The sequence below is a fragment of the Methylobacterium sp. Leaf113 genome, assembly GCF_001423325.1.
Taxonomy (GTDB): Bacteria; Pseudomonadota; Alphaproteobacteria; order Rhizobiales; family Beijerinckiaceae; genus Methylobacterium.
On record NZ_LMNJ01000023.1, the window covers coordinates 98,634 to 124,466 of the forward strand.

At 67.0% G+C, this 25,833-nt stretch carries 21 protein-coding genes and 1 pseudogene; 9 read left to right on the forward strand and 13 right to left on the reverse strand.

Annotation, left to right across the window (positions count from 1 at the left end; all coding sequences use genetic code 11):
- Positions 1-8: 8 nt before the first annotated feature.
- From ASF60_RS14460 to ASF60_RS14480, 5 genes are all read right to left on the reverse strand, one after another.
- The gene (locus tag ASF60_RS14460) at positions 9-1,373 is read right to left on the reverse strand and encodes an efflux RND transporter periplasmic adaptor subunit (RefSeq protein WP_056186097.1); all 1,365 of its coding nucleotides are present in this window, start codon (positions 1,371-1,373) and stop codon (positions 9-11) included.
- Between the two features lie 141 nt (positions 1,374-1,514).
- Positions 1,515-1,877 carry a hypothetical protein gene (locus tag ASF60_RS14465; RefSeq protein ID WP_244478437.1) on the reverse strand — a complete coding sequence of 121 codons (363 nt, stop codon included), beginning with the start codon at positions 1,875-1,877 and terminating at the stop codon, positions 1,515-1,517.
- 65 nt (positions 1,878-1,942) lie between these two features.
- Positions 1,943-2,191 carry a hypothetical protein gene (locus ASF60_RS25185; protein ID WP_056186100.1) on the reverse strand — a complete coding sequence of 83 codons (249 nt, stop codon included), beginning with the start codon at positions 2,189-2,191 and terminating at the stop codon, positions 1,943-1,945.
- Positions 2,192-2,373: 182 nt separating this feature from the next.
- Positions 2,374-3,360, reverse strand: a complete 987-nt coding sequence (locus ASF60_RS14475; protein WP_056186103.1) for a cation diffusion facilitator family transporter — start codon at positions 3,358-3,360, stop codon at positions 2,374-2,376.
- A 46-nt stretch (positions 3,361-3,406) separates the two neighbouring features.
- Positions 3,407-4,156, reverse strand: a complete 750-nt coding sequence (locus tag ASF60_RS14480; protein ID WP_056186106.1) for a cation transporter — start codon at positions 4,154-4,156, stop codon at positions 3,407-3,409.
- A 69-nt stretch (positions 4,157-4,225) separates the two neighbouring features.
- Between ASF60_RS14480 and ASF60_RS14485 the strand changes: the two genes are divergently transcribed.
- Positions 4,226-4,645, forward strand: a complete 420-nt coding sequence (locus ASF60_RS14485; RefSeq protein ID WP_056186109.1) for a MerR family transcriptional regulator — start codon at positions 4,226-4,228, stop codon at positions 4,643-4,645.
- A 177-nt stretch (positions 4,646-4,822) separates the two neighbouring features.
- Positions 4,823-5,329 (forward strand): peptide-methionine (S)-S-oxide reductase MsrA, encoded by a 507-nt coding sequence (msrA, locus tag ASF60_RS14490; RefSeq protein WP_056186112.1) that lies wholly within the window; start codon positions 4,823-4,825, stop codon positions 5,327-5,329.
- Positions 5,330-5,429: 100 nt separating this feature from the next.
- Here the strand turns inward: msrA and ASF60_RS14495 are convergent, their stop codons facing one another.
- Complete coding sequence (locus ASF60_RS14495) at positions 5,430-6,305, reverse strand: SDR family oxidoreductase (RefSeq protein ID WP_056186116.1); 876 nt, start codon at positions 6,303-6,305, stop codon at positions 5,430-5,432.
- A 509-nt stretch (positions 6,306-6,814) separates the two neighbouring features.
- Here ASF60_RS14495 and ASF60_RS14500 point away from each other — a divergent pair.
- The 3 genes from ASF60_RS14500 (at position 6,815) to ASF60_RS14510 (ending at position 10,597) form a co-directional block, all read left to right on the forward strand.
- Entirely contained in the window at positions 6,815-7,624 is an 810-nt protein-coding gene (locus ASF60_RS14500) for a toll/interleukin-1 receptor domain-containing protein (RefSeq protein WP_056186118.1), read from the forward strand.
- 187 nt (positions 7,625-7,811) lie between these two features.
- Positions 7,812-9,146, forward strand: a complete 1,335-nt coding sequence (locus ASF60_RS14505) for a DUF4365 domain-containing protein (protein WP_056186121.1) — start codon at positions 7,812-7,814, stop codon at positions 9,144-9,146.
- A complete protein-coding gene (locus tag ASF60_RS14510; RefSeq protein WP_056186123.1) occupies positions 9,143-10,597 on the forward strand; it encodes an argonaute/piwi family protein in 1,455 nt (484 codons plus the stop codon). The genes ASF60_RS14505 and ASF60_RS14510 overlap by 4 nt, the downstream gene beginning before the upstream one ends.
- Positions 10,598-10,628: 31 nt before the next feature.
- On the opposite strand, the gene ASF60_RS14515 is transcribed toward ASF60_RS14510, so the two are convergent.
- The 3 genes from ASF60_RS14515 to ASF60_RS14525 all read right to left on the reverse strand — a co-directional run bounded on the left by ASF60_RS14515 (position 10,629) and on the right by ASF60_RS14525 (position 13,960).
- A complete protein-coding gene (locus tag ASF60_RS14515; protein WP_056186126.1) occupies positions 10,629-11,300 on the reverse strand; it encodes a DNA-binding protein in 672 nt (223 codons plus the stop codon).
- A gap of 202 nt (positions 11,301-11,502) precedes the next feature.
- Positions 11,503-12,951: a hypothetical protein gene (locus ASF60_RS14520; protein WP_056186130.1), complete on the reverse strand. Its 1,449-nt coding sequence runs from the start codon at positions 12,949-12,951 to the stop codon at positions 11,503-11,505.
- The gene (locus ASF60_RS14525) at positions 12,917-13,960 is read right to left on the reverse strand and encodes a nucleoid-associated protein (RefSeq protein WP_056186133.1); all 1,044 of its coding nucleotides are present in this window, start codon (positions 13,958-13,960) and stop codon (positions 12,917-12,919) included. Before ASF60_RS14525 ends, ASF60_RS14520 begins: the two co-directional genes overlap by 35 nt.
- A 690-nt stretch (positions 13,961-14,650) precedes the next feature.
- On the opposite strand from ASF60_RS14525, the gene ASF60_RS14530 reads away from it, so the two are divergent.
- The 4 genes from ASF60_RS14530 to ASF60_RS14545 all read left to right on the forward strand — a co-directional run bounded on the left by ASF60_RS14530 (position 14,651) and on the right by ASF60_RS14545 (position 20,153).
- On the forward strand, positions 14,651-14,863 hold the full coding sequence (locus tag ASF60_RS14530) for a hypothetical protein (protein WP_056186136.1): 213 nt from the start codon (positions 14,651-14,653) through the stop codon (positions 14,861-14,863).
- A gap of 185 nt (positions 14,864-15,048) precedes the next feature.
- The gene (locus tag ASF60_RS14535; RefSeq protein ID WP_056186140.1) at positions 15,049-17,040 is read left to right on the forward strand and encodes an AAA family ATPase; all 1,992 of its coding nucleotides are present in this window, start codon (positions 15,049-15,051) and stop codon (positions 17,038-17,040) included.
- Entirely contained in the window at positions 17,033-17,338 is a 306-nt protein-coding gene (locus ASF60_RS14540) for a hypothetical protein (RefSeq protein ID WP_056186144.1), read from the forward strand. The genes ASF60_RS14535 and ASF60_RS14540 overlap by 8 nt, the downstream gene beginning before the upstream one ends.
- A gap of 658 nt (positions 17,339-17,996) precedes the next feature.
- Positions 17,997-20,153, forward strand: a complete 2,157-nt coding sequence (locus tag ASF60_RS14545) for a recombinase family protein (protein ID WP_082507966.1) — start codon at positions 17,997-17,999, stop codon at positions 20,151-20,153.
- 143 nt (positions 20,154-20,296) lie between these two features.
- On the opposite strand, the gene ASF60_RS14550 is transcribed toward ASF60_RS14545, so the two are convergent.
- From ASF60_RS14550 to ASF60_RS14565, 4 genes and pseudogenes are all read right to left on the reverse strand, one after another.
- Positions 20,297-21,835, reverse strand: a complete 1,539-nt coding sequence (locus ASF60_RS14550) for a hypothetical protein (RefSeq protein WP_156634116.1) — start codon at positions 21,833-21,835, stop codon at positions 20,297-20,299.
- A 140-nt stretch (positions 21,836-21,975) separates the two neighbouring features.
- Entirely contained in the window at positions 21,976-22,674 is a 699-nt protein-coding gene (locus tag ASF60_RS14555) for a hypothetical protein (protein ID WP_156634118.1), read from the reverse strand.
- A gap of 309 nt (positions 22,675-22,983) precedes the next feature.
- Entirely contained in the window at positions 22,984-24,774 is a 1,791-nt protein-coding gene (locus ASF60_RS14560) for a recombinase family protein (RefSeq protein WP_056186158.1), read from the reverse strand.
- 60 nt (positions 24,775-24,834) lie between these two features.
- Positions 24,835-25,707 (reverse strand): annotated as a pseudogene (locus ASF60_RS14565) (ComEC/Rec2 family competence protein); the annotation flags it as partial.
- Positions 25,708-25,833: the final 126 nt, after the last annotated feature.

Below are 25,833 nucleotides of genomic sequence, written 5' to 3' on the forward strand. Positions count from 1 at the left end.
GTCCCCGCTCAGTGGTCGTGGTCGGCTTCGGCCTTGCCGAGCTCGGCCTTCAGGACGAAGGAGTTGGCCACCGCGACCTCGTCCCCGGGCTTCAGTCCGGAGAGTATCTCGAACGCATCGTCGTCGGCCTTGCCGATGGTCACGTCCTTCCGCTCGAAGCCGTCCGGGGTCCGGACGAACACGACCTTCTCGCCGCCGATGGTCTGGATGGCGGACTTCGGCAGCCGGACCGCGACCTTGTCCTGGGCGATCTCGACCTCGGTGGTGACGAAGGTCCCGGGTCGCCAGGTCATCTCCTTGTTCGGCAGGGCGACGATGACCCGGGCCGAGCGCGTCTCGGGGTTGAGGATCGGGCTGACGAAGACGACCTTGCCCACGCCGCGGGAGGCATCGTCGCCTCCGACGATGGTGACCTTGGCGCCTTCGCGGACCTTCGACAGCTCCGTGGTCGGGATCGCGAGCTCAATCCACACGGAGGAGAGGTCGGCGACGGTGTAGACGTCGGCCGGGTCGCCCTCCTTGCCGACGGCGGTTCCGACATCGACCTTACGCTCGACCACACGGCCGGCGAGCGGGGACTTGAGCTCGTAGCGGCGCAGCGACGACAGGTTCGGGGTGGTCTCGTCCTTCTTAGCGGAGGTCGCGACCTCGGCCGCGTTGAGGCCCAGGGCCGATAGTTTTTGGCGGGCGAGATCGACGCGCAGGGTCGCCTCCGAGTAGGCGGCCTTGGCGTTCAGGAATGCGGACTCGGCCGAAATCCGCTTGTCCCAGAGGGCCTGCTGGCGGTCGAAGTTGGTCTTCTCCAGGTCCGCCTTGACCGTCGCGGTGAGGAAGTCGCTCTTGGCCTCGGCGACCTCGCGGCTGTCGAGGACGGCCACGACCTCGCCCTTGGCGACTTCCTCGCCGAGGCGCTTGCGCATCTCGGCCACGGTGCCGACGACCCGTACGGGGACGCGAGCGATCCGGTCGGCGTCCTGGGCGATGGTGCCGGGGACCAGGAGATGGCGCGAGAGGATGCCGCCCTCGACCGTGGCGAGCTTGATGTCCTGCTCGGCGGCCTGCTCGGCCGTCATCTTGATCTTGCCCTCGCCTTCCTCGTCGTGGCCGTGCGCCTCGCCCTCGGAATGCTTGTGCTCGCCGGCAGGCTTGGGCTCGGCGTCGGCATGCTCGTGGCCATGCTCGCCATGACCGTGGCCATCGTCGGCTGTGGGTGTCGACGGCGTCGTCACGGCCGCGTTGGTCGGTGGTGCCGCGCGGGCGTTCGTCAGCCCGGCGGCGGCGAGCGCGCCCTGCACGACCTCGGACACACGGGGGAAGGCACCGCCGACGGCGATGCCGATGGCCAGGAAGGCCACGGAGAGGAATGCACGCATGGGAATAGGCCGGGGTCCGCCAGGGACGTCGCCTCGCCGCACGTGCGGCCGGGGACGGTCCTTACTGAATGATCGCGATGGTGAGGGGCCGGGACCCGCGAGGGGCCGGCCGTGACGCGCCACAAACGTGACGACGTCGCCTCAAGCGCGAGGCGGCCTGGGAAGGCGGTCGGGCGAGACCGATCCGATGGCGGTGGTCACGGTCGCGTAGGAGGCGCGCGCCGTCCCGCGGGACGGCAGGGCGGGCGTCGCGTCGACGTTCAGGGCCTGGTGGCAGCCGCAATTGGCGTGGCAGGCCGGACAGGTATCGGCGTGGTCCGGCCTGGAGCCGTCCGCCGGGGCCGACATGGAGAGTTCGTGGCTGACGGACCGGTGAGCCTCGGCGGAATGGATCGCGCCGGGGACGACGAGAGCCATGACCAGGACGAGCGAGAGCGCGCGGACGGTGGACGCCCACCAGCCGCGCATCGTCTCGTAGGCCCTGATCCGGGGTCCCGTGGTCATGGTCGCCTTATGAACGATTCAAGGCCACCCGTACATGCCGGGTGACCCGAGACGTGGCTCGCGCCTCAATAGTCGTCGTGATGATGATGGTGGTGCCTGCGCTCGCCGTAGAACCCACGCTCCCCGTAGAAGGCCCGGTCGCCGTAATCCCGATGCGGCCGGTGGATGACGACATCGTCGTGGTCGCCGTGGTGGTAGCGGTCGACATGGACGTCTCCGCGCCTGTCGAAGTCGCCGCCGTAGTATTGGGCGGACGCCGCGGCCGGGGCGAGGATCAGGCTGATGGCGACCAGGATTGGGATGCGGACACGCATGGCTCGTTCCTCAAGGGATGATGCCGTCAGGATCGGCTTCGACGGTTGAACGAGGCATGAAACCGCCGTTCATCCATCGGTGGCCGGAAGCACCGGACCGATGTCTCGCGACGCGGATGCAGGGCTCCTCCGGTCGCACAGGTTGGAGGCATCCCCTTCGGATCGGGCATGTTTCCGATGGCTCAGACGACGTTGGCGGGAGCGAGGGCGCAGGCGGTGTCGGCGCTCGTCTCGACCTGAAGGGTGGTGTGGCCGATGCCGAACCGGTGCTTGATCCCGGCGGCCGCGTCCATGAGGAAGGCGTCGTCGGGACGTCCTCCGGGCATCAGGAGATGGGCGGTCAGGCAGGTCTCGGTGGTGCTCATCGCCCAGACGTGGAGGTCGTGCAGGGCGGTGACGCCGGGCAATCCTTCGAGATGGCTGCGGACGGCGGCCGGGTCGATGCCCGGCGGGACGGCGGCGAGGGACAGCGTGAGGCTGTCGCGCAGGAGTCCCCAGGTGCTCCAGACGATGACCGCGACGATGGCGAGGCTGACGACCGGATCGAGCCAGGTCCACCCGGTGTAGAGGATCACGAGGCCGGCGATGACCACGCCCGCCGAGACGGCGGCGTCCGCGGCCATGTGCAGGAAGGCGCCCTTGATGTTGATGTCGCCCTTGGCCCCGGAGGCGAACAGCCAGGCGGTGATGCCGTTCACCAGGATGCCGACCGCCGCGACGACCATCACGGTCTTGCCGGCGACCGGGACGGGCTCGCCGAAGCGCTGGATCGCCTCCCAGGCGATGGCGCCGACCGCGACCAGCAGGAACACCGCGTTGAACAGCGCCGCCAGGATCGACGACCCCTTCATCCCGTAGGTGTAGCGGGCGCTCGGGGCGCGCTTGGCCAGCACCATGGCGACCCAGGCCACCACGAGGCCGAGCACGTCCGAGAGGTTGTGGCCGGCATCGGCCAGCAGGGCCATCGAGTTCCCCAGCACCCCGTAGGTGGCCTCGACGGCGACGAAGCCGACGTTCAGGGCGATGCCGATGGCGAACGCCTTGCCGAAGCTCGCGGGGGCATGGGAATGGCCCGGCCCGTGTGAATGGCCGACATGGCCCTCGGCCGAATGGGCCTCGTGGTCATGCGATCCATGATCGTGGCCGGCATGTGCGTCGTGCGTCGTCATGGCGTCCTGTAGGGGGCGGTGTCGGTCGATGGATTGCGGAGGGGGGTTATTCGGCCGGCGCGGGATGGGTCGCGACGGTGCCTTCCCGATGCTCGGCCCAGGCCTGCCGCAGGATCTGGAGGGACGAGGTCAGGAAGATGCCGGCCATCACCGCCGCCACGGCAAGGTCGGGCCAAGCGCTGGAGGAGCCCCACACTCCGAGCGCGGCCACCATCACGACGACGTTGCCGATGGCGTCGTTGCGCGAGCACAGCCAGACCGAGCGCACGTTGGCGTCGCCATCCTTGTAGCGGCGCAGCAGCAGGACCGATCCGAGGTTCGCGGCCAGCGCCATGACGCCGATGACGCCCATGACCTCCGCCCTGGGCACGCCGAGGACCATCGTCTGGTAGACGGTGCTGCCGAAGACCCAGAGCGCCATCAGGAACAGCGAAGCGCCCTTGAACAGGGCCGCCTTCGAGCGGACGGCGAGCGATGCGCCGATCACGGCGAGGCTCAGCCCGTAGGTGACGGTGTCGGCGAGGAAGTCGAGGGCGTCGGCCTTGAGCGCCTGCGAGCCGGAAAGTTGGCCCGCCGCCATCTCGGTCACGAACATCGCGCCGTTGATGCCGATCACCGTCCAGAGGACGGCCTTGTAGCGTGGGTCGACGCCGTCGAAGACCGGCACGCCTCCCGAGCAGCATGAGCCGCCGGCCTTGTCGTGCACCGGCGTTTGCGTGGGGGTCCCGGGGAGCGCGAGCTCGGGAGGGGAACAGCAGGCGTCGGCCTTGGTCGTCCCGCAGCAATGCTCGCTCATCACGTCTCCTTCCCATCGGTCGGAGGCGACGCTACAACCTCTAGCGGCTAGAGGTGCAAGCGGAAAATCATGGACATCGCAATCGGGGAGCTATCCCGGCGGACCGGCGTGAAGGTACCCACGATCCGGTACTACGAGCAGGTCGGGCTCATGCCGGTACCGCCCCGGTCGGCCGGGTCGCAGCGCCGCTACGGCGAGGCCGATGTCGCGCGGCTGAACTTCATTCGCCACTCCCGCGAGCTCGGCTTCGAGGTCGACGCCATCCGGGAGTTGCTGACGATGAACGCGCACCCCGACCGATCATGCGCCGACGTCGACCTGATCGCCCGCCGCCACCTTTCCGAGGTCGACCGGCGGATCGAACGGCTCATGGCGCTGCGGGGCGAGCTCGACCGGATGATCTCGGAATGCGGCCAGGGCCGCGTCGGCGAATGCCGGGTGATCGAGACGTTGTCCGATCACGAAAAGTGCTCGCACGCGAGCCACTGAGGCCAAGGCAACCTGCGTTCCGGTGCATGGGGTGATGCGTGTCGGCTCGGGCGGAGCCTTCAGTCGGAAGGCGGAACACCGCCACGAAGCCGCACCGTTGCCTGCAGGGCCTGGCACTGGGCAAAACGAAGGTTGCCAACCACCTTCAGGCCATCGGAAAGCGCGAAGGATCGAGCGATGAGCAATCAAAGGGCCGTGCTGGCCGGCGGGTGCTTCTGGGGCATGCAGGACCTGATCCGGCGCCAGGAGGGGGTCGTGGCGACACGCGTCGGGTACTCCGGCGGCGACGTTCCCGATGCGACCTATCGCAATCATGGCACCCACGCCGAGGCCATCGAAATCACCTTCGATCCGTCACGGACGAGCTTTCGACGGATGCTGGAGTTCTTCTTCCAGATCCACGATCCGACGACCCCGAACCGCCAGGGCAACGACCGCGGCCCGGGCTATCGTTCGGCGATCTTCTACGTCGACGAAGACCAGCGTCGCGTCGCCGAGGACACCATCGCGGACGTCGACGCGTCCGGGCTCTGGCCCGGGAAGGTGGTCACCGAGGTTGCGCCGGTGGGACCGTTCTGGGAGGCCGAGCCGGAGCACCAGGATTATCTGGAGCGCCGGCCCGACGGGTACACCTGCCACTTCGTCAGGCCGAACTGGACGCTGCCGGTCCGGGTCGACGCCTGAGGTCGCCTGAGTTGGCCCTCGGGAGGCCATGCCATGTCGCATGGCCTCCCTCATTCACGCCGAGCGGCCGGTGAGGCCGACGACCGCGATACGGCATCGATCAGAGGACGGGCATTCCACCGGCCACGGTGACCAGGGCCCCCGAGGTGTAGCTGCTCTCGTCGGAGGCCAGCATCACGTAGGCCGAGGCGAGCTCGGCAGGCTGTCCCGGGCGTCCGAACGGCACCTTCGAACCGAACGACTTGACCGACTCCTGGTCCATCCCGGATGGGATGAAAGGCGTCCAGATCGGCCCCGGCAGCACGCCGTTCACCCGGATGCCCTTCTCGGAAAGCAACTGGGCAAGGCTCAGCACCATGTTGCTCAGGGCGCCCTTGGTTGCGCTGTAGGCGAGCAGCGACGGCATCGGGTGCTTGGAGTTCACAGACGAGGTGAAGATCACGGAGGCGCCGGGCTTCATGTGGGCCATGGCCGCCTTCGTCACGTAGAACGGGCCGAAGACGTTCGTGCGGAAGTGGTCCTCGAAGACCGTGTCCTCAATACCGTCGAGCCCCTCGTTCGGCTGCTGGAAGGCACCGTTGTTCACGAGGAGGTCCAGGCGCCCGAAGGTCTCGGCGGTGCGTGCCACGATCTCGCGCCCGTAGGCCGGGTCCTTGAGATCGCCTGGCAGGAGCAGCGCACGCCGGCCCGCCTTCTCGATCCAGGCCTGCACCGCCTCCGCGTCCGCCTGCTCCTCGGGCAGGTAGGAGATGGCCACGTCGGCCCCCTCGCGGGCGAAGGCGATGGCGACCGCCCGTCCGATGCCGCTGTCGCCTCCGGTGATCAGCGCGGCCTTACCCGAGAGCTTGCCCGAGCCCTTGTAGCTCTCCTCGCCGTGATCGGGCTCGGGGGTCATCTTGCCGGTCTTACCGGGAAAGCCCTGGGGCTGGGCCTCGAACGGCGGCCGGGGGTACTTCTGAAGGGGATCGGTTGTCATGGCATATCTCCGAAGGGGATGCCGACCCAACAGGATGCCCCCGAGGGTGTTCCTGTCGCCGTCGCATGCCAGTCCGGCCTTTCGACATGGGGCACGAGCCGGAACCGGGCCCCCGGCCCGGTCCAGATGGTTAACGGATTCCTTCCAACGAGGTAGCGATAGCAGGTAGCGCTACCCGCTATCGCTACGCCCTCAGAGTCGAGAATCCGGGTCGTTTTTTCGCGCGGAACCGCAGACAGGCGGCGGAACATTCACCGGCCTGGGCAAGGAAGTGCCCACCAAGTGGCGCGTGTCCGCCCCCCCTCAGCCGGCTGCCCGAGCCAGTTTCGCTAGCCCTTACGTGGCTCGTATCCGGGCCACTGCCTCCCCCCTGCGCCGGCGACGCCGACCCGGGGGGCGTCAACGTGGGCTCTGCGCCTATCATATTGGCCGTCCACACCTTTCTAGGGAACAAAACGAGGCCGAAGCGCCTATTCCCCTGAACTTGGCCGTCACGCTCTGGAGGCTCCATGGCCGCGCGAAAACGCCCCCGGGCCGCCACCGCGAAACCGAAGGCGCCGGCGACGAGCCCCACAGCCGTCAGTGGCAAGACTCCCGCCGGCCAGGCCGCCGCCAAGACGAATGCAAGGACCCCGGCCGGCAAGCCCGAGGTCAGGATCTTCGTTTCCTACTCGCACTTCGACGCCGCCGCCCGGACCAAGCTCGAAACCCATCTCGCCCCCCTCGTCAGGGACGGGGTCCGAACCTGGTTCGACGGCAACATGGACCCCGGCGATCCGCTCGACGCCAGCATCTCCAAGGCGCTCAAGCAGGCCCACGTCCTCGTCGCGCTCCTCAGCCCGGAATACATCTCCAGCCGGTACTGCCAGATCGAATACGAGCGTGCGATGGCCCGGAGGGCGCGCGGGACCATGCGCGTGGTGGCCGTCGTCGTTCGCCCCTGCGGCTGGAAGGAGACCAAGGCCGCCGGCTTCAAGCTCCTCCCCGAGGATGGCCGGAACGTCCTCGAATGGCGCAGCGCCGACGCCGCCTTCCTCAACGTCGCCCAGGGCATCGGCAAGCTCGTGAAGACCATCCGCTCCGAGATGGCCGAGGCCCCCGTCAAGATCACGCCCGCTCCCCCGAAGGCGAAGCCGCCAGCCAAGCCGCCCGCGAAGGCGGGAACGACCGTCGCGAAGCCGAAAGCCGGGAAACCCAAGGCGCCGCCGGCGAAAACCCCCTCCCCCAAGATCAAGCCATCGACCAAGGCGGGGCCGCGCAGCCGGTCGACGCCGAAGGCCCCCCGAGGCAATCGGCCAGCGGCCCGGACCCAACCTTAGAGGGACATCGCCGGATATGACCCGGAACCCGCCCATGGACGTCGAAACGGGCCGCGAGCCCTTGGATGGCGCGTGCCGGGGAGACCCGGACGCTCGTCCGCGCCGGCGCCTGCGTCCGTCCGGAGAATGGCGGCAACCGGCCCCTCGCTCGGTCCCCTCACCGTAATCACGCATACCGGGAGAAGGCATGGCAAAGGCGAAGACCTACAGCGACAATCAGGTCACCGGTCGGGAGGGAGAGGCGCTGGTGAAGGCGCGCATCCATTCCATGGGCTTCGCCTTCAATCCGGCAGACAGCATGGAGGCGGGGATCGACGGCACCCTGGAGATCCGGGACCCGGTCACCCACGCCGCCACCGGTAAGACCATCGCCGTCCAGGTCAAGACCACGAAGTCCGGCTCCTACACGCGGGAGACCGGAACGTCCCTTGAGTACCTCTGCGAGCCGGAGGATGTCGACTACTGGCGCAACTGGACCATCCCCGTCATCGTGGTGATGGTCCGGCTCAGCGACGGGAGCATGTACTGGAAAAGCGTCCGGGAGGCCGGCGATCCGGACGGACGCCGCCTCACGGTCGACAAGACCCTCGACGCGTTCGACGCCACGGCGGTCAATGCGCTCGCCGACCTCGCCGTGGACACCGACCGCTTCGGCGTCTGGATGCCTCCCCTGCGCGGGGGCGAACCGCTCCACCTGAACCTGCTTCGCATCGAGCTGCCCACGACCGTCTTCATGGCGGCGTCGCCCTTCCGGAACGGGCGCGAGGCCCGCGCCGAGCTCCTCAGGCACGACCCGAGCCCGCCCGACGAGTGGGTCCTGCGCAACGACACCCTCGTCGCCTTCCGCGATCCCCGCGCCTCCTCGCTCAGGCACATCGTCGACGCCGACACGGTGGAGGAGATGCCGACGGAGACCTTCGCGTTCCCGGACGACGAGGCCGAGGAACACCAGTTCATCAAGCTCCTCGGGCGCACCATGCGCACCCAACTCGACGGCAGCCTCTGCTTCGACAAGGACCAGCGCGCCTACTACTTCCCCCCGGCGCCGATGGGCATCGCCGTCACCTACACCTACCAAAGCCTCAAGCAGGGGGCCTCCTCGGGCGTCGTCGCCGTCTACAAGGACAAGAAGGACGACACCAAGATCCACTTCGTGCGCCACCACGCCTTCGTGCCGAGGTTCTGGCGCATCGGGGACGCCTGGTACCTGTCCGTGCAGCCGACCTTCGTCTTCACCCGCGACGGTACCAGGCCGGATCGCTTCGGGTCCGAACGCCTCGCCAAGAAACGGCAACTGGAGAAGAACGGCGCCATCCTGGGCCAATTCCTGATGTGGCGGCACTTTTTCTGCGGGCTCGGCGCCAAGCCGTTCGACGACCTTTTCGAGGCGACGCCCGCCGCCGGTGCGATCCGCTTCCGGCCCGTCGAGGCCGTCCAGGCGCCCCGTGCCGTCCCGGAGCGGCAGTGGAAGACCCGCGACCCGGCGTCGAGGACCAGCGGGCAGGAGGAGTTCCAGGTATGACGTTCCAACTCGACGTCCTCGACGAACCGCTGCTTGAGTTCGGGGGCGGCGGACGCTCCATCGACCCGCGGATGGGCCTCATGGAGTTCGGGCCGCTGCAGCCCGGCACCGGCGACAAGGTCAGGCTCGCCGTGATCGGCACCGCCGAGACCGTCGAGGGCTTCGAGCGCTTCGTGGACCGTTGCCGGACCGGCATCGCCGCGGACTCCGGCAGGCTGACGAACCTCCGCCCGCACTTCCCCGGCCTCGGCAACGCCAACCCCTTCCGTTGCGCCTTCGAGGTCGAGGCCGGAGCCAGGACGGTGCTGCCGCGCCGGGACATCGAGCGCATCCTCAAGGAACGGGACAACGACGCCGCCGTCCGCGCCGCCGTCGACCTGTTCGCCGAGCATGCCCTCGCCATCCACGAGACCTCCGCCCGCCCCGACGTCATCGTCTTCGCCCTGCCGACCGACCTGATCGAGCGCGTCGTGAACGACACCGTCACCGGGGACGCCGACGAGGACCCCCTCCCGGAGAACGTGCCCGCCGGCCTGCCCCTCGACTTTCGCGATCTCCTCAAGGCGCGCACGATCCACATGCGCTGCCCGAGCCAGATCATCTGGCCGAGCACCTGGGACGACGCCCAGAAGGTGAACCGCAAGCTGAACGGACGGCCCCGCCGCACCCAGGACCCGGCGACCCGGGCGTGGAATCTGTTCAACGCCCTCTTCTACAAGGCCGGGCGGGTGCCATGGCGCCTCCACAGCCCCGAGGACGGGCTCAAGACGAGCTATTGCGGGATCAGCTTCTACCGGGACGAGACCGGGCAGCATCTCCTCACCAGCTCCGCCCAGATGTTCGACGAGCGCGGCAAGGGCCTTATCCTCAAGGGCGGCCGCGCCCGGACCGAACGGAACCAGCGCCACCCCTACCTGTCGCGCGAGGATGCCTACGACCTGCTGCGGCGGGCGCTCGACGCCTACCGCCGGCATCACAAGCACTACCCGGCGCGGCTGGTCCTCTACAAAACCTCGCGCTTCAACCCAGCGGAGGTCGAGGGCTTCGAGGCCGCCATCGACGAGGCCCTCATCGAGGTCCGGGACTTCGTCTGGGTCTACGAGGGGTCGCCCCTCCTGGCCATGCGCGAAGGGGACTACCCTCCCCTGCGCGGCAGCGTGATGGAAATGGGCCGGGACACCATGCTCTACACCCGGGGCAGCGTGCCGTTCTTCAAGACCTATCCCGGCATGCGGGTCCCCCGCCCGATCATGCTCCGCCCCCATCGCCAGGACACGACCAGCCAGGAACTCGCGGCGGAGACCCTCGCCCTGACCAAGATGAACTGGAACTCGACCCAGTTCGACGGCGCCTCGCCCATCACCCTGCAGGCCGCCCGGCGGGTCGGCCGCATCCTCAAGCACGTTCCCCAGGGTTTCGATGCCCAGGGGGATTATCGCTACTACATCTGACCATGCGCCAGCCCGTGGCCCGGTTCCCGGGTCAGGCGATCCGTGCGAACCGATAGCCGTCCGGGATGAACGCGAAGTAGTTCTGCTGGTCGGATCGGCCCTTCATCTTCTTCTTGAGGGTCCTGAGGTCCAGTTCCTCCTTGTGGAGCAGCGCCCCGCGGATGGTCGCCTCGGACAGCCTGGGCAGCACGTCCCTCGGCTTCATCGCGCCTTCGGCCGGCAGGATCGCGTGCACCTCGGCCATCACCTGGTCCCAGTAGCGCTCGGCCCGTACCCGGGCGAGATGGTCCTCGGCCTTCTCAAGGCGAGCCTTCAGGGCATCGATGTCGTCCTCGGCGGTTTCGAGAAGGGCCCTCGTCCCGTCCAGCAACCCCAGCAGGGTCTCGCGATCCAACAGGTCGAGCCGTCGGATCTCCTCGTAGCCCTCCCGCTCACGCCGGAGCTCGATCAGAGCTCGCTCCTGCGCCATCTTCCACGCCGCCTTCCCGTAGGTCGCGAGGTGCTCCATCAACGCGTTCGGGACGTCCTTCACCTCCAGCTTCGGATGGTAGCGGCGTGCTTCCTTCCATTCGTCGAGGAGCCTCAGGATCGGCCCGGGGGAGCCTCCGTTCGGCAAGAGATCCCTGACCAGCCGGTACGAAGGGTCCTTGCCCTCCGAACGCAGCTTGTCGGCCGCCTTGAACACCTCGTCCCGATCCGGCATCGGAGCCTCCCGTAAAACGGGGTCATCCTGCCGCGACTTGGTTAACGGATTCCATCTTGGCGGTTAGCAATAGCAGGTAGCGCTACCCGCAATCGCTACTCCATCGCAGTCGAGAAACCGGACCTGCGGAGGCATGTATTTCGCGGTCCGGAAGCCGACTACAGGCGCGGCATCGCCGTCAGGATGCGCGCCTCCCGATCCGCTACGACCCCGTGGGCCGCACCCACCCGAACGGTGCCAGGACGTCGAACCATCCCGGGCTCGACATCACCGTGTCCGCGCTCGCCCCCATCGCGAAAAGGCCTGCGTCGGAGGCGGCGACGAGGAACAGACCGACAATGACGACCACGACGACGACGGTCGTCCAGAGTTGTGTTCGACGATACGCGGCGATGGCATCGTCCAGGGGCTGCTTTGCCAACGCCTTGTAATCGGCGTCGTCGAGGAACGCGTACAGCTTGGTCCGCCACGCGACGCGCGAGGCCTCGGTCGCGGCCAGGAACTTGCCGTTGGTCCTCACACTCATCGCGTAGGACAGGCCGACATAGGCGGCGACCATTACGTACACCCACGCGAGCCTGCCGCTATCGACGGGCGCCTTGGTCATGTCTGTCGCGGCACGCAACGCGTTCAGCCCGATCACCACGGCCACGTCCCGCCAGACGCCGGCAGACAGGTCGCGGGTCTGCTGCATCAGCTTCTGCACCTCGTCGGACAGCGTCTTCCTCAGGTCGGCCAGCGCCTTGAGGGTATCCTTGCTGCCGCTGCGAAGGTGCGCCTTGTAGACCAGGGAGGCCGAGTCGAGCGCCGGTGCCAATCGGTCCCGCAGGCCGGCCCCGAAGGTCTGCTCGGGCTTCCATTCCCGCGCGAGCTCCGCCGTCAGGAAGGTGTGCCGGACCTCGATGTCCGCCCCCTCCGTGTAGACCCATGCCGCCGCCCGCTGCAGCACCACGAACATGTCCGCATCCGGTGTCGCCTCTCCCAGGTCCACACGACGGGGAGGCTGTCCCGAAAGCGCGACGCGAGCCACGGTGTCGTCGCGGTACAGTTCCGTGGGCAGGGCCCGGACGATCATATTCGCCGCGATGCCTCGCCATATCTCGAACCCGGACGAACCCGCGGGCGCATCGCTCTTCAGTATCCAGGGGCGGATCGAGCGGGGCGCCATGAGGTCCGACGACTGACATCGAACCTGACGTCGCGGGCCTGTATCCGGCGATGGCTCGGGTGCGGCCTCCGGTCGAGGCGCACCGACCCAGGGCTCCACCCCGAAGCCATCCGTCGCAAATTTCACGTCGTCGAATGCGAGCCGAACGACCGAGACCCGGTACACCGCCCGGTCACCCAGCAAGATCGTGCGCCAGCCCTCCGGAGTGAACACGTGGGCGACGTGGGCGGCCGGTTCGTAGCGGACCGAGATGCGCGCCCGATCCCCATCGAGCACCTCGACCGGACGCAAGACGTCGCCAGCCTCGTCCACGCACTCCACGCTCATCCAGTCACCGCCATCGGCGACCGCCTGCCAGGCTTCCAACGCGGCACGATCCAGCACGCCCGCGACCTGCAGGTGTCCGAGGTCCTCGCTTACCGAGAACCCGAGAGCCGGGCGGCTGAGCTCAACCGCGGCGTGGACTTGCTTCGATCTCGGCATCGTCCCTTGTCACGCGCGCCGTCAAAATCACGATCTCCTGCCGTCCGTCTGCCCTGTCGATGACGTTCGGACGCTTGCCGGCGTCGTACAGCACCTGAACGCCTTCGGCCGTCTCCATGACGTGGCGACGGGGCTTCTGCACCCGTTCGGGGTCGACGTCGAACGTCTCCTCCGACACCCCCTGATCCCGCAGCTTCCGCTTCAGCGTAGTCCGCAAGGGCGCATCCTCGGCCAGCGGGCCGAACACCGCCGTCAGCAGCGGCTCGCAATCGTCAGGGTCGAAACGAAGCCCAAGCTGCAACGTCTCGTAGATGCGGTTGACGCCGCTGCGCTGGACGTTGTCCGGTAGGGACGTCCGATGCTGCTTGAACGTATCCTTCAAGGCGTTCGCCAACTTCTCGCTCATGTCCGCGGGAACGTTGACGCGCCGCGCCCGAAGGAAGCCTTCGAAGTAATCTGAGATGTGGGCGACGTTGCTGCGGTCCCTGACCATGATCTGACCACCCTCCTTGGCGTCCAGACGGACCAGGGCGATCTTCTGCATCGCCTCTGGCTTCCGGACGAAGGACTCCCGGAAGCGCTCAAGCTTGGGCACCGTCGCCCCCTCGGCCTCGTCGAGCACGTACCGGACCACGTCCTCGTTGTCGTACTTCACCAGGGCGTAGACTGTGACCCCGTAGCCCGCCGTCATCTCGAAGATGAAGAACACCCCCACGCTCATCGTCTTCTTGTGACGAGACTGGAAGTCCAGAGCGAGCTTCTGGGTCTCCTCGGTGAAGTCGCCACCCTTGGAGATCCCGCGAAGGAGCACCTCCGTCGGCGAATGCTCCTTGAACGCGAACAGGTTGCCACGAAGGGAGGACTTCACCCGCTCCAAAAAGAAGTCCTGATGCTGCGGCGGGGTTATCTCCTTGAGGAGGATGGGATCTTCGAGCGTCTTCCCGACCACGTGGAAAATCATTCGCTTGATCGACAGCGCGTCTTTTTCCTCGTCAGATAGAAAGCTCATGCGACCTCACCGGACTTTCGACGCTACCGCGATAACCAAATCCGACGAGTTAGGCATCCGCTCCGCCACTTGATTGAGCGGACAAGACCAGACAATCACCTGTTATCCACTCAATGGGATCGCACGTCCGACCGTCATGCTTCCGTCGCAACCCTAATCGCCACGCGCTGCGCCTACAAGAACAAAACACGAACGCGGTCTAACGTCGATGCCCGCTCTCTTTCGAGACGGAGATCGGATCGTGAGGCCTGAAACGGTTCCGAAGCCCGACTAGAGCCCCGCTTGTCGCCAGGAGCGAGCGCCTTAATGGTTAACGGATTCCGCCTCGATGGGTAGCGATAGCTGGTAGCGCTACCCACTATTGCTTCCGCTTCGTAGCGAGGAATATAGGCTGGGATATCCACCCGGATCCACAGCCTCAGCTGGTTTGCAAGCGCTCAAGGCCAGGGATTTGGCCGAAGGGTGTTGACCTTCGCGCGGAGACGTTCCTTATTCCCGTTCCTCATCCGTTCCCGGTATCACGGGTTCGAGCGAACCAACCATCGCCGCAGGCCAGAGCCGTGACGACACACAGCCACCTCCGAGGGATAGCCCTGCCGCCGACAGGCGGATCAGCGCCCATTCCCCCAAGAAACTCCGAGGCCTGACCGGCGCGAACGCGCCCGCTCGCCTCCGTCCGAGGCAAGCGTCATGACCGATACCCCAAACCGGCAAACCCGATACTACCCGTCGTTCGCGGACCCGCCACCACGCGCGATCAGCACCGATGCACTTCTCGGCGCGGTGATCCGTCGGGTCTTCGAGGATGCCGCACGCTGCGAGGATGGCCTCGCCGGCACCCTGAGGGCCGTCCTCGCGGCGCTGGACCGTCGCATCGCCACGGCGAGCAAGCCCTCCCGCTGACCGCCCCTAGCACCCTCCCCGGAACGAGGGGGCCGGTCCTGCCGAACATGGCGAAGCACCCATCCGGAGGCTCCCGATGAAACGAATACCCAAGAACCGCGCCGCCGAACCCCTTTCCAATCCACCCCCCGAGGCCTGACCGGCGCGCTCGATTGAGCCCGGCTGCCTCGTGACGGAGGCAAGCCATGGCCAAGAAGACCTCTCCCCTCAAGACGCTCGCAAAGGGCGAGCAGCCCACCAGCCTCGACGACTACCTCGCCGAGGTCGCCGACTCCGAACTCGAACCGCATCAGGCCCGCCCCGTTTCCAGCGTTCTGGCGCGAGCGGTCCTGGAAGACGCGTTCTCGACCCGGGATTGCGCCCGCATGCGAGGCTTCCTCGCGGTGGCTGTCGTCGTCCAGGTCCCCTCCCCCGACTGGATCGATCCGATCAAGGACGCCCTTCGCCGGTACGGACCGTTCCCCCACGTCGTAGCCAGGAGCGGCGCCGCACGGCTACAAGATCGACCCGAGGTCGGGAACGACGAGATCGGCCGATACCTGGCAGCCAACCACAACGTGGCCGGGGTCAGCAGCATGCCGGAACGCTACCTGCCGGCCTCCCTGGTCGCGGGCGCCGACATCCGGATCGAGATCACCGCCCCGTCGAACAGGGTCATCTCCAACCTGATCCTGGAGGTGACGAAGCAGCGCCCGCGCAAGCTGCCGCCCCGAGTCGCCATGGGCCTCTCCTTTCACGACCTCTGCGCGGCCATCCGCATCCAATCCTCCCCGGCCGACTGCGTCCGCAGGCTCGCCGCCATGACGCGATCCCGGTCGATGGCCGCCCCTCACCTTTCCGACGTTCCCCACATCCGCGACCTTCACGGGTACCAGGGCGGCGCCCAGGAATGGGCACTGAAGCTGGTCGACGACGTCGACGCCTGGCGCCGGGGCGAGCTTGATTGGAAGCAAATCGACCGTGCCGTTGTTTTGGCAAGTATTCCTGGTCTAGGTAAGACTTCCTTTGCGCGCTCGGTGGCCAAGTCCCTGGGCATGCCTCTGGTGCCAACGTCGGTCGCGCACTGGTTTTCCTCAACCGGAGGTTACATCAACGAGATCGTCAAGTTCGTGGATACGCTGCTCGTGCAAGCGGTTGCGAACGGCCCGGCGGTGCTACTTCTAGATGAATTGGACGGCTTGCCTCGACGCTCGGCCCTGGGCCGGAACGGCGACTATTGGGCTCCCATCATCGGGCATGTCCTCTTGGCCCTCGATAGCGCCGTCTCCGGCGACGCCGGAAAGCTGGTCATCATCGGGGCGACCAATTACGCGCACGCCTTGGATGAGGCCCTCATCAGGCCGGGCCGGCTCAACCGCGTCATCCATCTCGAACCACCCGACGCGACCGCCGTGGCCGGCATCCTACGGCAGCATCTGGGAGACGACCTGGCGGGGGTCGACCTGTCGGCGCTGGCGACCCTGGGCGCCGGTTCGACCGGCGCGGAGATCACCGGTTGGGTCAAGGGCGCGCGCCGCACGGCACGGGTCGCCGGCCGCGCCATGATCCAAGCCGACCTGATGGCCGAGATCACCCCGCCCGACCGACGCTCCCCGGCCGAGATCCTGTCGACGGCGAGACATGAGGCAAGCCACGCATGCCTTTCCGAGATCATGGGGGTCTCGGAAGTCTCCCACGTTTCGATCATCCCGACCGGAACGACGGCGGGGTACATGCGGGCCAGACTCCTTTGCTCGGCCTCCCCCACCCGGGACGAGCTCGACGCCTACGTCGTGACCATCCTCGCCGGCAGGGCGGCCGACGCGCTCTGGGGCGGCGTCTCCGCAGGTGCGGGAGGCCACCCTGCGTCCGACCTCGGGACCGCCACCCGCACCATCGCGTCCTGCCACGCGTCGCTCGGCCTGGGCGGAACTCTCGCCATGCGCGCGACCGACGAGCAGGCCTTCGACCTGGTGCGGACCGACGCCGCCTTCCGGGCCGTCGTGGAGCGCGATCTCGCCAGGCTTTTCGCCGAGGCGCAGGCGCAAGTCGCCGCCCACATGGACGTCATCGACACCGTGGCTCACGTCCTCGCCAAGTCCCGGATCATCGACGGTCACACCCTCAGGAGCATCATCGGGCGCTCGATCACGAACGCCGTCGCCACCATCCGGACGACGGGAGGCCACCATGCTTGAGAACTCGTCCGACGAACGCGTCACCGAGGTGCTGAGGCGGCTGCTCAGCATCCAGGATGTCATCGCACCCGAGCACTTCGACGCCCTCACGTGGACGCTGATGAAGGCCATCGGCGCCGAGGCGATGGCGGAGGCCGAACGCAGGTCCTTCATCCTGCACGAGCCGCCCCCGAGGCCCCCGCGCTGCGCGGTCATTCCGTTCCCCACCGACCACCAGGGAACAAGGCGCCACCCACGACGGGGCCGGAAGCCGAGAACCGGCCAGCCGGACCGACCGGATCGCAATGGAGATCAATGATGGACCGAACGCATACGAACGAGCCCGCAGCGACGGGTCGACCCTCTCGCCGGCCCGGCAGGCGTCGGCCTCCGGTGCCGGGCGAACCCGCCGCCCCACCGGTGGACGCGACCCTGGACCCTGGCCTTCTGGCCCTGGCTCGCGCGCTCGGACGTCTCATGGCGAACGTCGACGCCCGGAATTTCGCAAGCAAGTCGAACCCGCGACATCGGGATTGAACAGTAGAAACAAGTCAAAGGCGCGAATTCCATGTTTATCCGCGGAGTCCCTGGTTCGAGCGACCTGCATTGGCTGTGGGAAATCCCGCCGGTTTTTAGCATAACGCACTGATATTGCTGGCTATTATCTGGTTGGCTTGAATCGGGCGGTTACATTGCATCGCCGGGGGCTTTCTGGGATCCTGCTGAGGTCAACAACAGGACTTCCCAGGCGCCATGAAGACCTTTCGACCAGCCACCCCGCCCGCACCGGTCCCAGTGACCGTGGCGCGGGCGGTGGCCAGCCAGCCGGTCTAGCCCCCTCCGGGGGCACCGTCGACGACGCGTGACGCTCGCGACTCCGGTCCCCCGAATACCAACCCTTCCCAAAATCATACGGCCCCTGCGGGCCGGGCCGCCGAGCGACCTGATGGGTCCGGCGGACGTGCGGAGCCATTCCCATGGACTACAATTCAGATCGCATCGCCAGGTCTACCGACCGGGCACTTCTGGCCTCGCTCAGTGCGAGCCCCACCAGGGCACCCATTCCCAAGGGTCCCAACATGGACTTCATCGCCGTCTACGCTCGATACAGCACCGCCGGCCAGAACGTCCTGAGCATCGAGCGCCAGATCGAGGCCTGCGAGGCCTACGCCCAGCTGATCGGAAAAAAGATCTACAAGATCTACTTCGATGAAGCCATCAGTGGTGCAACCACCGTGGGGCGCCACGGCCTCGAAGAGATGGTCCGCGATGCCAAGGCCGGGATGTTCGAAGGCGTGGCCCTCGAACACGTCGACCGTCTCGCCCGCGATCTCGGCATCGCCGGTACCGTTTTCAAGAAGCTCCAGCGTGCGGGCGTTTCCGTGCATGTGCCCGGACGCGGTCCCCTCTCCCTCATCGATCTCGCCTTCCAGGCCGTCATGGGAGACGAAACCAGGAGGGTGACCTGCGAACGCACGCAATTCGGCATCCGGGACATGGCACGCGAGGGCAAGTTTCCCAGCGGTCCCTGCTTCGGTTACGTCAAGGTCCCCGGTCAACCCGGCGTGCTCGACATCGACCCCGCAGCCGCGGCGGCCATCGTTCGCGTCTTCGAGATGCGCGCCGAAGGCATCGGTCGTAACTCAATCAGCAAGATCCTCAACCAAGAGGGCTTCAAGGGCGTTGCGGGGCGGCAATTCGTGCACCAGACGGTGAAGGGCATCCTGAACAACGACCGCTACAGGGGGATGCTGGTCTATGGCCGCCACAAGATCCTGAAGGACACCGAAACCGGCGTACGTTCGGTCCACGCCAATCCTCGATCCAACTGGATCGTGGCGGAGGTGCCCGGCGCACGCATCGTCGATCAGGACCTGTGGGACCGTGCGCGGGCGGTCGAGCTCCAACGCGCCGTCGTTCCCGAGCGCACCACGGACGAGAGGCCTTCCTATCTGCTCTCGGGGCGTGTCAGGTGCCCCAAGTGCGATAATGTCATGCACGTCGCAGGACCCGCCCGTCACAAGCAGTGGCATTGCTACAAGAGCAAGGACGCGGTGGGTTGCGACTTCGCTAAGATGTTTTCCGTCAATGGCCTCGACACCATCGTGCTTCACCTCATCGCAAACGAGCTTCAGCACGCTTCGTACGTCGAGGCCTACGTGGAGGCATACAATGCCGAGAGGGGTCAGGCCGATGAGCGCCTGACGGATCTCAGGGCCGCACGCCAGCGTCGTGTGGACGTCCTTACACGAAAGTGGACGGCATCGTTCGACCGTGCCGTCACGAAGGGCTTCAGCGAATCCCGGATCGAGAACGCGCGAAAGACACTCGAATGGGACTTGGAGGCGGCCGAGCGAGAGCTTGCCGCGACACCTGCGAACAGGGCCGTCGCCCAGGTCGACAAGGGCAAGATGACGGCGCTTCGCGATGCGGTCCAGGCTTTGCCCCTCAAGGGCCCCATCCGCCTTCTCGACGAGGCCGGACTGAGGGTTGCCGCAACGATCAGGCAGGTCGTCTCGCGCATCGACCTGACCTGGGCCGGCCGTGGTCGGTTCGATGCCTCCGTCACCCTTCGTCTGGGGTCGATGATCCACATCGAAGGCGCGGTCGTCGAACGGCCCACGGCGGAGCGCGTCCTCACGGGTGCGTACCAGCGCACCCGGGGCCGGGAGCGTATCTCAAGCGTAAGCCTCGACCAGAAGGCGAGGTATGCCGGCGGACACGCCTTCGTCACCGACGCCGACTGGGAGGCGGTTCGCCACCTGTTGCCCGCGGCTACCGGAAGGCGCTGGGCCATGACGAACCCCGATCCCAGACTGACCGTCGAGGTCATCGTGATGGCGCTTCTGACCGGCACTTCCTGGAACCATCTTTCGCAAACGTTCGGCGGATGCCAATCGCACTGGGTGTACCGGCCTGCCCAAATGCTCCGGACCGAGGAATGGGTCTCCATCGCCGAAACCCTCGCGGCCCAGGCACCCGAACGGTTCGGCGCCCTGCCCGAGCTCTCGCGACCCCATGAGGCCTGGGCGAAAAACTTTCTTACGAAGCGTGAGGCGACTAGCCGTCGTACCTACGCGCGATGGTTGTCGCGTCGCGCCGCTCGACCCCGACGCACGCCCTCGGCGACTTGAGGGTAGGAGCATTGGCCCGGAAGGATCGCCTTCCGGGCCAATGCTCGTCGAGCCGGCCGTCATCGGTCGCCGTACCGGTTGCATGCATGGCCGGTCCGTATCGCTCCCGGGCAAGCGACCGAGGACGGCGACATGTCCCGCCGTCAGGCGCTTCTCATCTCGTCCCATCCTGCATCGGGACCGTCGTCGGCATCGCCGGGATCGTACCCGACCTCGCGGTCGTAACGCTCGCCCGCCTCATGCCAGGCGTTCCGGAAAGAAGCGATCAACTCCTCACCCAGCGCAACGGCCCAACCCGCGAGGTGAGGTGTCAGGAGTCTGTCGACCCACGGTCCAACTCCGGGATGCATCGCACCTGGAACCTGGAAATCCCTATGGTCCTTGAACGCCGCGATGAACTCGTGAGCGATGTCCGGCTCCGGGAAGATCTGCTCGATGTTATCTTCCTTGTAGTGCACCAACGCAGCACGCAGACTCGCGAACAGCGAAAGGTCGTCGAGCCGATTTCGGGCGACCCAATCCTTCCCGAGCACGCCTTCTCCGACCTGCTCCCAGCGCAAAGCCAAGGCGCCTGCGTTCTTTCGCTTGGTCTTGTCGAGCCGCTGTTCGATAAGCCGGCCCTCCCACTGTCCTTCATCCTCATCGGAGATGAAGTACAGGGCGCCGTTGATGAACGCTTCGAGTGCGCAGTGCACCTGCAGGACGGTCGAGGTCGGCCCTTCAAACCCGTCGGGATGATCCAGTGAGTATTGCTGCATCGCCCTGGCGGCCGTCATCGCCCGGCCCGTCCAGTTCGGGAGCGTCACGAGGACATTGCGACCGTTCTCGATCACATGCGAAACCCAATAAGGCGTTTCACCGGATGTAAGCGGGCGCTCCATGAAGACGTCCAGACCGTCCCTGGCGACGGACAGCCAGGGGCTGCTCGCCGGACGCATCGTGGACGACTTCACTCCCACGGCACGGGACAGGAACTCGGCCGGCGGCCGATCCGCCTTCTTGCAGCAGGCTTCGTATCGAAGGGCACTGCCGCATTTGCATGCCGCCGCTTCCCCCTCGCGGGCGGAGAACGATACCGTGGCATCGTGGATCGCGCCGACGGCGGCGGAGATCCGTTCGAGGCCCTTGAGATCGGCCTGCCTTACGGCCAGGACGGCAGCGCGCGTCATCGCCGCGCTCGCCGCGGCGAAGTCATCGAACGCGCAATAGACCTGCGATGCCAGGATATCCGCGTCGATGCGGTCGGCAGCCGTCTTCGAGTGGCTTGAGACGGCGACCAATCGGTTCATGGAGGCCATGGCCATCCTCATCTCGCGCCGCGCGAGATGGTGTCGGGTCAGCGCATGGTAGTTCTCGGTGCATGCGGCCCAAGCTCCGGACTCGCGTCGCAGATCCGCGGCGAGCGTATGCAGGTGTGCCGCCCTGTCCGGCAACGCCTCGTCGCCGGGCTTTGCGGATGCCAAGGCCTCGCTCGTCCATGCCGCCGCGGTGCGGAGGGCCCTCTCGGTCGCCTCGGCCGGACCGCTCGGGGCCGGCGGCCCTTCAAACGTCTCGAAGCCCGACGCCGCTATCCACCGCTTCGCGGCCGGTCGCTCGGGATCGACCGGAGGGACGTAGACCGGCTGGATCGCGCGTCGCGGACCAACATCGGGTATCTCGATCTCGAAGGCGTCGTCAGGCACGGGCATCCCCATCTCGATGGCGAGATGCAGATGCCCACGTCCGCGTTACGCAACCTTCAAGACGTCGGATGCCGCCGGCATTCGGCAGCTTTCGCCCGTAATCTTGGTTTACGAGAACCGGCGGAAGGCTACCTAGAACGTCATGGGGCCGGATTGCGCCCCAGGTCGTCTTCGTCCGCCTGATCCAAATCGACGGAGTGCTTCACCGTACCGTCCAGCCGGCATTGGAAATGCCCGGCGATCTTCCGCAGGTGATCCTCGAACACCGGGACATCCTTGCGGTCGAAATCGCAGACGACTTCCTTGGTACCGTAATCCCGCCGAAGGGTGACCGCGACCCATCCCACGTTTTCGAGCGCGCGCTTGATGTCCGGGTCCGGATTGTCCTCGTCGATGCGCTCGCTCAATTCCTGCGTTGCGTGGTCATCATGGAAGTCGTCCTCGGTCCCTCCGCCGGCCACGTGATCGGCCAGGGCGACGTCCCACTCCCGTTGACGAGCGGCCTTGACCTCGATGAGCTCGCCGTCGAGGCGTTCCAGGACGACGGCCGTCTCGGGGAGCGCACGAAGCGCGGAGGCCCCGTAAAGCGAACCGTTCGAGACGAGGCGCCCATCGCGGTGCAACCATCCGTGCCCGCCCAAGGCGAGGTCCCGGAGGACGGTCGGATCGTCGACGGAACCGAACGCCGGCTCGCGATTACCGCGCGGGACGGGCACGAACGGCGTATGCCGGGTGGGCTTGAAAGTCCGTATGCCCTCGTCGACCACTGGGTCCAGTGGCGTGGCGTCGAAGGACGAAGGCTCGCTGCTCCTGGCAAGCCGCTTCAATGTCGAAGTCATTACCGTCACCCGAATCCACTGAGAGTACCGTGGCAAGGAGGGTGTCACCATCGCTGGAAAGTCACCAGAACGAGGCTTGAGGCAGGGGGGTGGCAGCCGCCCGACAACCGGGGGAAACCCTAGGTCCTAGGCGGTCTCCCCGTTCGTTGGAGATCCCTTTGCCGATCAACAGGACGCAATAAGGACTAAGCGACTGTGCTAATTAAGAATTTTGCCGTGCGCCTTAACTACCGGTTCGACGTGTGAATTCTAGAAGTCACACGTCGAACCGGTAGTTAAGAACACGAACTGCGCTCCAATGCGCCGGCCTCATTTGACCAGGTTTGACGCTAAGCCAGTGCCGGCGGCCAGACCTGCATCCCGTGCCCTTCTATGAGCCGCCAGCCAGATCCCGCGGCGAGCGAGCTCAGCCTTGTTGGCTTGGTAGCCCGCCCCGAGCATGGCCCCCGCCCACGGCACCCACATGTCGTCGGGCTCGTACCACCAGTAGCCATCCCGGAACCGGTGCTCACGCCCGTCGATGGTGGTGATGACGATGGTGCCGTCCGGGTGGCACAGCATCGTCTCGAAGGTGTCCCGGATGATCTGACGGATGCGCGACCGTGCGGCGAAGACCTTGGCCTGAGGCGCCTTCTCGCGAAACAGCTCGACGAGATGGGCGACCGCCATGCGACGCTCGTCGTTCCCGCCCGTGGCCTTGAGGGTTGCCAACCTCGCGCGCAGTTCGGCGATCCGTTGTTCGGACCGGGCCATCCGTTCCTCGATCTCGGCGAGTGGCGCCCTGGCGAAACGAGTCTGCGCCCCGACCTCGCGAACGATGGCCTCGCCCTGGGCCTGGAGCGTCTCGGTCCTGGCGACCTCCGTCCTCAATTCCTCGTCGAGACGCGAGGCTTCGCCGGCGGCCCCGGCGGAGAGGTCGAGCGTCACCAACCAGGAGAGGATCGCGTTTTCGTTGTCGTGGTAGAAGTAGCGAAAGCCGTTGCTGCATGCCCCCGCCCTTTCCCCGGAGCATCGCAAAACCGGGAACGACCGCGGGCCCCGGTCGCGGTACGCCATGCGCTGCCCGCAGACCTCGCAGTGGGCAACCGTACCGAACAAATTCGAGACGACGGTGCCCAACCGGCCTCCCGCGTTCGGCGCCTTGCCCCGCCGGCGCTTGACCGCGACCGCCTGTGCCAGGTCCCAAAGGTCGTCATCCACCACGCGCGGGAAATAGTCCGGGATCGGATCGCCTACGGGCACCCGCTTGGAGACCATGATCCCCTTACGGGCCTCGTAGACGAGCTTGTGCGGCTGGAACTCACCGATCAAAGACCGTGCGTCGGTGACCTTCTGCACGGTCCCGCCATGCCAGATCGCGGCGCCCCCCCAGGGGGTCACCCCCCGTTCGTTCAGCTCCCTCGCGATCCGGTCCCGACCCCAGCCTTCCGATAGGAGGCGCAGCACCTCCCGTACGATCTCGACCCGTTCATCCCGCGGCCGGAATTCGCCGTCGACAAGCTCAAGCCAGGACGGGCAGCGTGCGCTGAGCTTTCGCTCGGTCGCGACCCTGCGCTTCTGCTCCCAGGTCGCGCGCAGGCGCGACGCCTTCATCTGGGACTCCTCGTGCGCCCGCGAGAGGTTCATGATCGAGATCATGAACTGGGTCGGGGCCGCGCTCGCCCGGTACGTCTGATCGTCCACCAGGGACACGACGATGATGCCGGCGTTCACGAGGCCGAGGAGGAGCGCCAAGGCGAGGTTCACCTGCTGGCGCGACATGCGGTCCAGGCTCTCGACCAGCAGGTAGCTGCCGGCCGCGATGCGGCCCGCACGGACCTCGGCGAGGAACAGCGCGAGCTTCCCGTCGCCGTCAGGGTCCGAGTTCGCTCCCGTCCAACCCGAGAGGCCGATGTCGTGCAGCACGAACTGGGTATCGAGGGTGAGGTGCGGGTTTTCTGCGAGGTACGCATCTCGCAACTCGATCTGGCGGCGGTAGCCGTCGCGATATTTCTTGCTGTCCGCTTGGTTCGATTGCCTCTTCGAACTGAGCCGGAGGTAGGAATAGGCGATTGCAGGCGGTTCCTTCGTCATCGGAACCCGGTGGTCATCGTCGTCCATGGTCCAGCCCAACCCATCGCCCGGAGCCTGGGCCTACGAGATTTGCCGGCGAACACGCAACATCGAGACCACGTGATAAATCCCGGCCGCGCGCAGCACGTCGTTGGTGTCGCTGTTGATCAGGCCGCGCTTGCCGGTGACCAGCGCGGCCGCCACCGCCCCCGCCTGCCCGCCATTGGCGTCGGTGATCCGTCGCGTGAGGGCGTTGCGCGCGTCGTCGACGGCGGCCGCGAGGCGGTCAGTCCACGGCGTCGGGAGGACCGGCGGCCGCCGCTCGATCGTGCCGACGAGGGAGCCGACCGCGCCGATCTGTCGGAAGAAGGCGTCGCGGGCGAAGTCGTAGCCGCCCGGGCGGGCCGCGTCCGGGGGCGGAAGCAGGCGAGCGGTCGCGGCGATCCGGTCGCCCGGCTTCAGCAGGATGGCCTTGCGGTAGGAGACGCGCACGCGCCTCGGTCGCACCGCGTCGGCAAGGGTCCCGAAGCTTTCCACTCGTACGATCAGGCGCGCGCCCTCCTCCCGCTCGTCCAGCCCCTCGATGGTGCCGACCAGCGGGGCGATCGTCGTCCGGGCGAGGATCGGGCCGGCGACCTGCTGGACGCGGAACGTCGCGGCGGCAAAGCCCAGGAGGGCGGCGATGCCGGCGAGAACCAGCGCGAGCCCGACCGGACGCGCCACCAGCAGGGGCGTGAGGGCACCGAGGAGCACCGCCGCCACGAGGGGGGCTGCGAGGGACGGCGCGCCCTGCGTCCCGAGGAAGAAGACCAGGATGCCGGCCCCGAAGGCGACCGCCAGCCAGGCGAACAGGCGACGCTGCTCGATCTCCCGGGTCCAACCGGCCCCGACCCAGTTCGCAACGAGCCGCCAGACCGCCCGGCGCACGGCGAAGCGGCGCGTCCATCGCCCCACCGCTGCAGCCGCGCGCACCTGCGCCATCGTTCACGCTTTCCGGTCGCACCGTCGGGCCAGCGACCTTAGTCCATTTCGGAAGACATGATTTCCAGGGGACGATTTCTTAACGCTGGGCGTCGCGCATGCTACACGCGCCGCTCCAGGCCGGTC

What these genes read in the sequence shown, in the direction of transcription:
- ASF60_RS14545 (WP_082507966.1), top strand. Translation starts at nt 17,997, where the DNA reads ATGGACTACAATTCAGATCGCATCGCCAGGTCTACCGACCGGGCACTT.
- ASF60_RS14460 (WP_056186097.1), bottom strand. Translation starts at nt 1,373, where the DNA reads ATGCGTGCATTCCTCTCCGTGGCCTTCCTGGCCATCGGCATCGCCGTC.
- ASF60_RS14500 (WP_056186118.1), top strand. Translation starts at nt 6,815, where the DNA reads ATGGCCGCGCGAAAACGCCCCCGGGCCGCCACCGCGAAACCGAAGGCG.
- ASF60_RS14535 (WP_056186140.1), top strand. Translation starts at nt 15,049, where the DNA reads ATGGCCAAGAAGACCTCTCCCCTCAAGACGCTCGCAAAGGGCGAGCAG.
- ASF60_RS14510 (WP_056186123.1), top strand. Translation starts at nt 9,143, where the DNA reads ATGACGTTCCAACTCGACGTCCTCGACGAACCGCTGCTTGAGTTCGGG.
- ASF60_RS25185 (WP_056186100.1), bottom strand. Translation starts at nt 2,191, where the DNA reads ATGCGTGTCCGCATCCCAATCCTGGTCGCCATCAGCCTGATCCTCGCC.
- ASF60_RS14480 (WP_056186106.1), bottom strand. Translation starts at nt 4,156, where the DNA reads ATGAGCGAGCATTGCTGCGGGACGACCAAGGCCGACGCCTGCTGTTCC.
- ASF60_RS14515 (WP_056186126.1), bottom strand. Translation starts at nt 11,300, where the DNA reads ATGCCGGATCGGGACGAGGTGTTCAAGGCGGCCGACAAGCTGCGTTCG.
- ASF60_RS14465 (WP_244478437.1), bottom strand. Translation starts at nt 1,877, where the DNA reads ATGACCACGGGACCCCGGATCAGGGCCTACGAGACGATGCGCGGCTGG.
- ASF60_RS14505 (WP_056186121.1), top strand. Translation starts at nt 7,812, where the DNA reads ATGGCAAAGGCGAAGACCTACAGCGACAATCAGGTCACCGGTCGGGAG.
- ASF60_RS14485 (WP_056186109.1), top strand. Translation starts at nt 4,226, where the DNA reads ATGGACATCGCAATCGGGGAGCTATCCCGGCGGACCGGCGTGAAGGTA.
- ASF60_RS14520 (WP_056186130.1), bottom strand. Translation starts at nt 12,951, where the DNA reads ATGCCGAGATCGAAGCAAGTCCACGCCGCGGTTGAGCTCAGCCGCCCG.
- ASF60_RS14475 (WP_056186103.1), bottom strand. Translation starts at nt 3,360, where the DNA reads ATGACGACGCACGACGCACATGCCGGCCACGATCATGGATCGCATGAC.
- ASF60_RS14525 (WP_056186133.1), bottom strand. Translation starts at nt 13,960, where the DNA reads ATGAGCTTTCTATCTGACGAGGAAAAAGACGCGCTGTCGATCAAGCGA.
- ASF60_RS14555 (WP_156634118.1), bottom strand. Translation starts at nt 22,674, where the DNA reads ATGACTTCGACATTGAAGCGGCTTGCCAGGAGCAGCGAGCCTTCGTCC.
- ASF60_RS14560 (WP_056186158.1), bottom strand. Translation starts at nt 24,774, where the DNA reads ATGGACGACGATGACCACCGGGTTCCGATGACGAAGGAACCGCCTGCA.
- ASF60_RS14495 (WP_056186116.1), bottom strand. Translation starts at nt 6,305, where the DNA reads ATGACAACCGATCCCCTTCAGAAGTACCCCCGGCCGCCGTTCGAGGCC.
- ASF60_RS14540 (WP_056186144.1), top strand. Translation starts at nt 17,033, where the DNA reads ATGCTTGAGAACTCGTCCGACGAACGCGTCACCGAGGTGCTGAGGCGG.
- ASF60_RS14530 (WP_056186136.1), top strand. Translation starts at nt 14,651, where the DNA reads ATGACCGATACCCCAAACCGGCAAACCCGATACTACCCGTCGTTCGCG.
- msrA (WP_056186112.1), top strand. Translation starts at nt 4,823, where the DNA reads ATGAGCAATCAAAGGGCCGTGCTGGCCGGCGGGTGCTTCTGGGGCATG.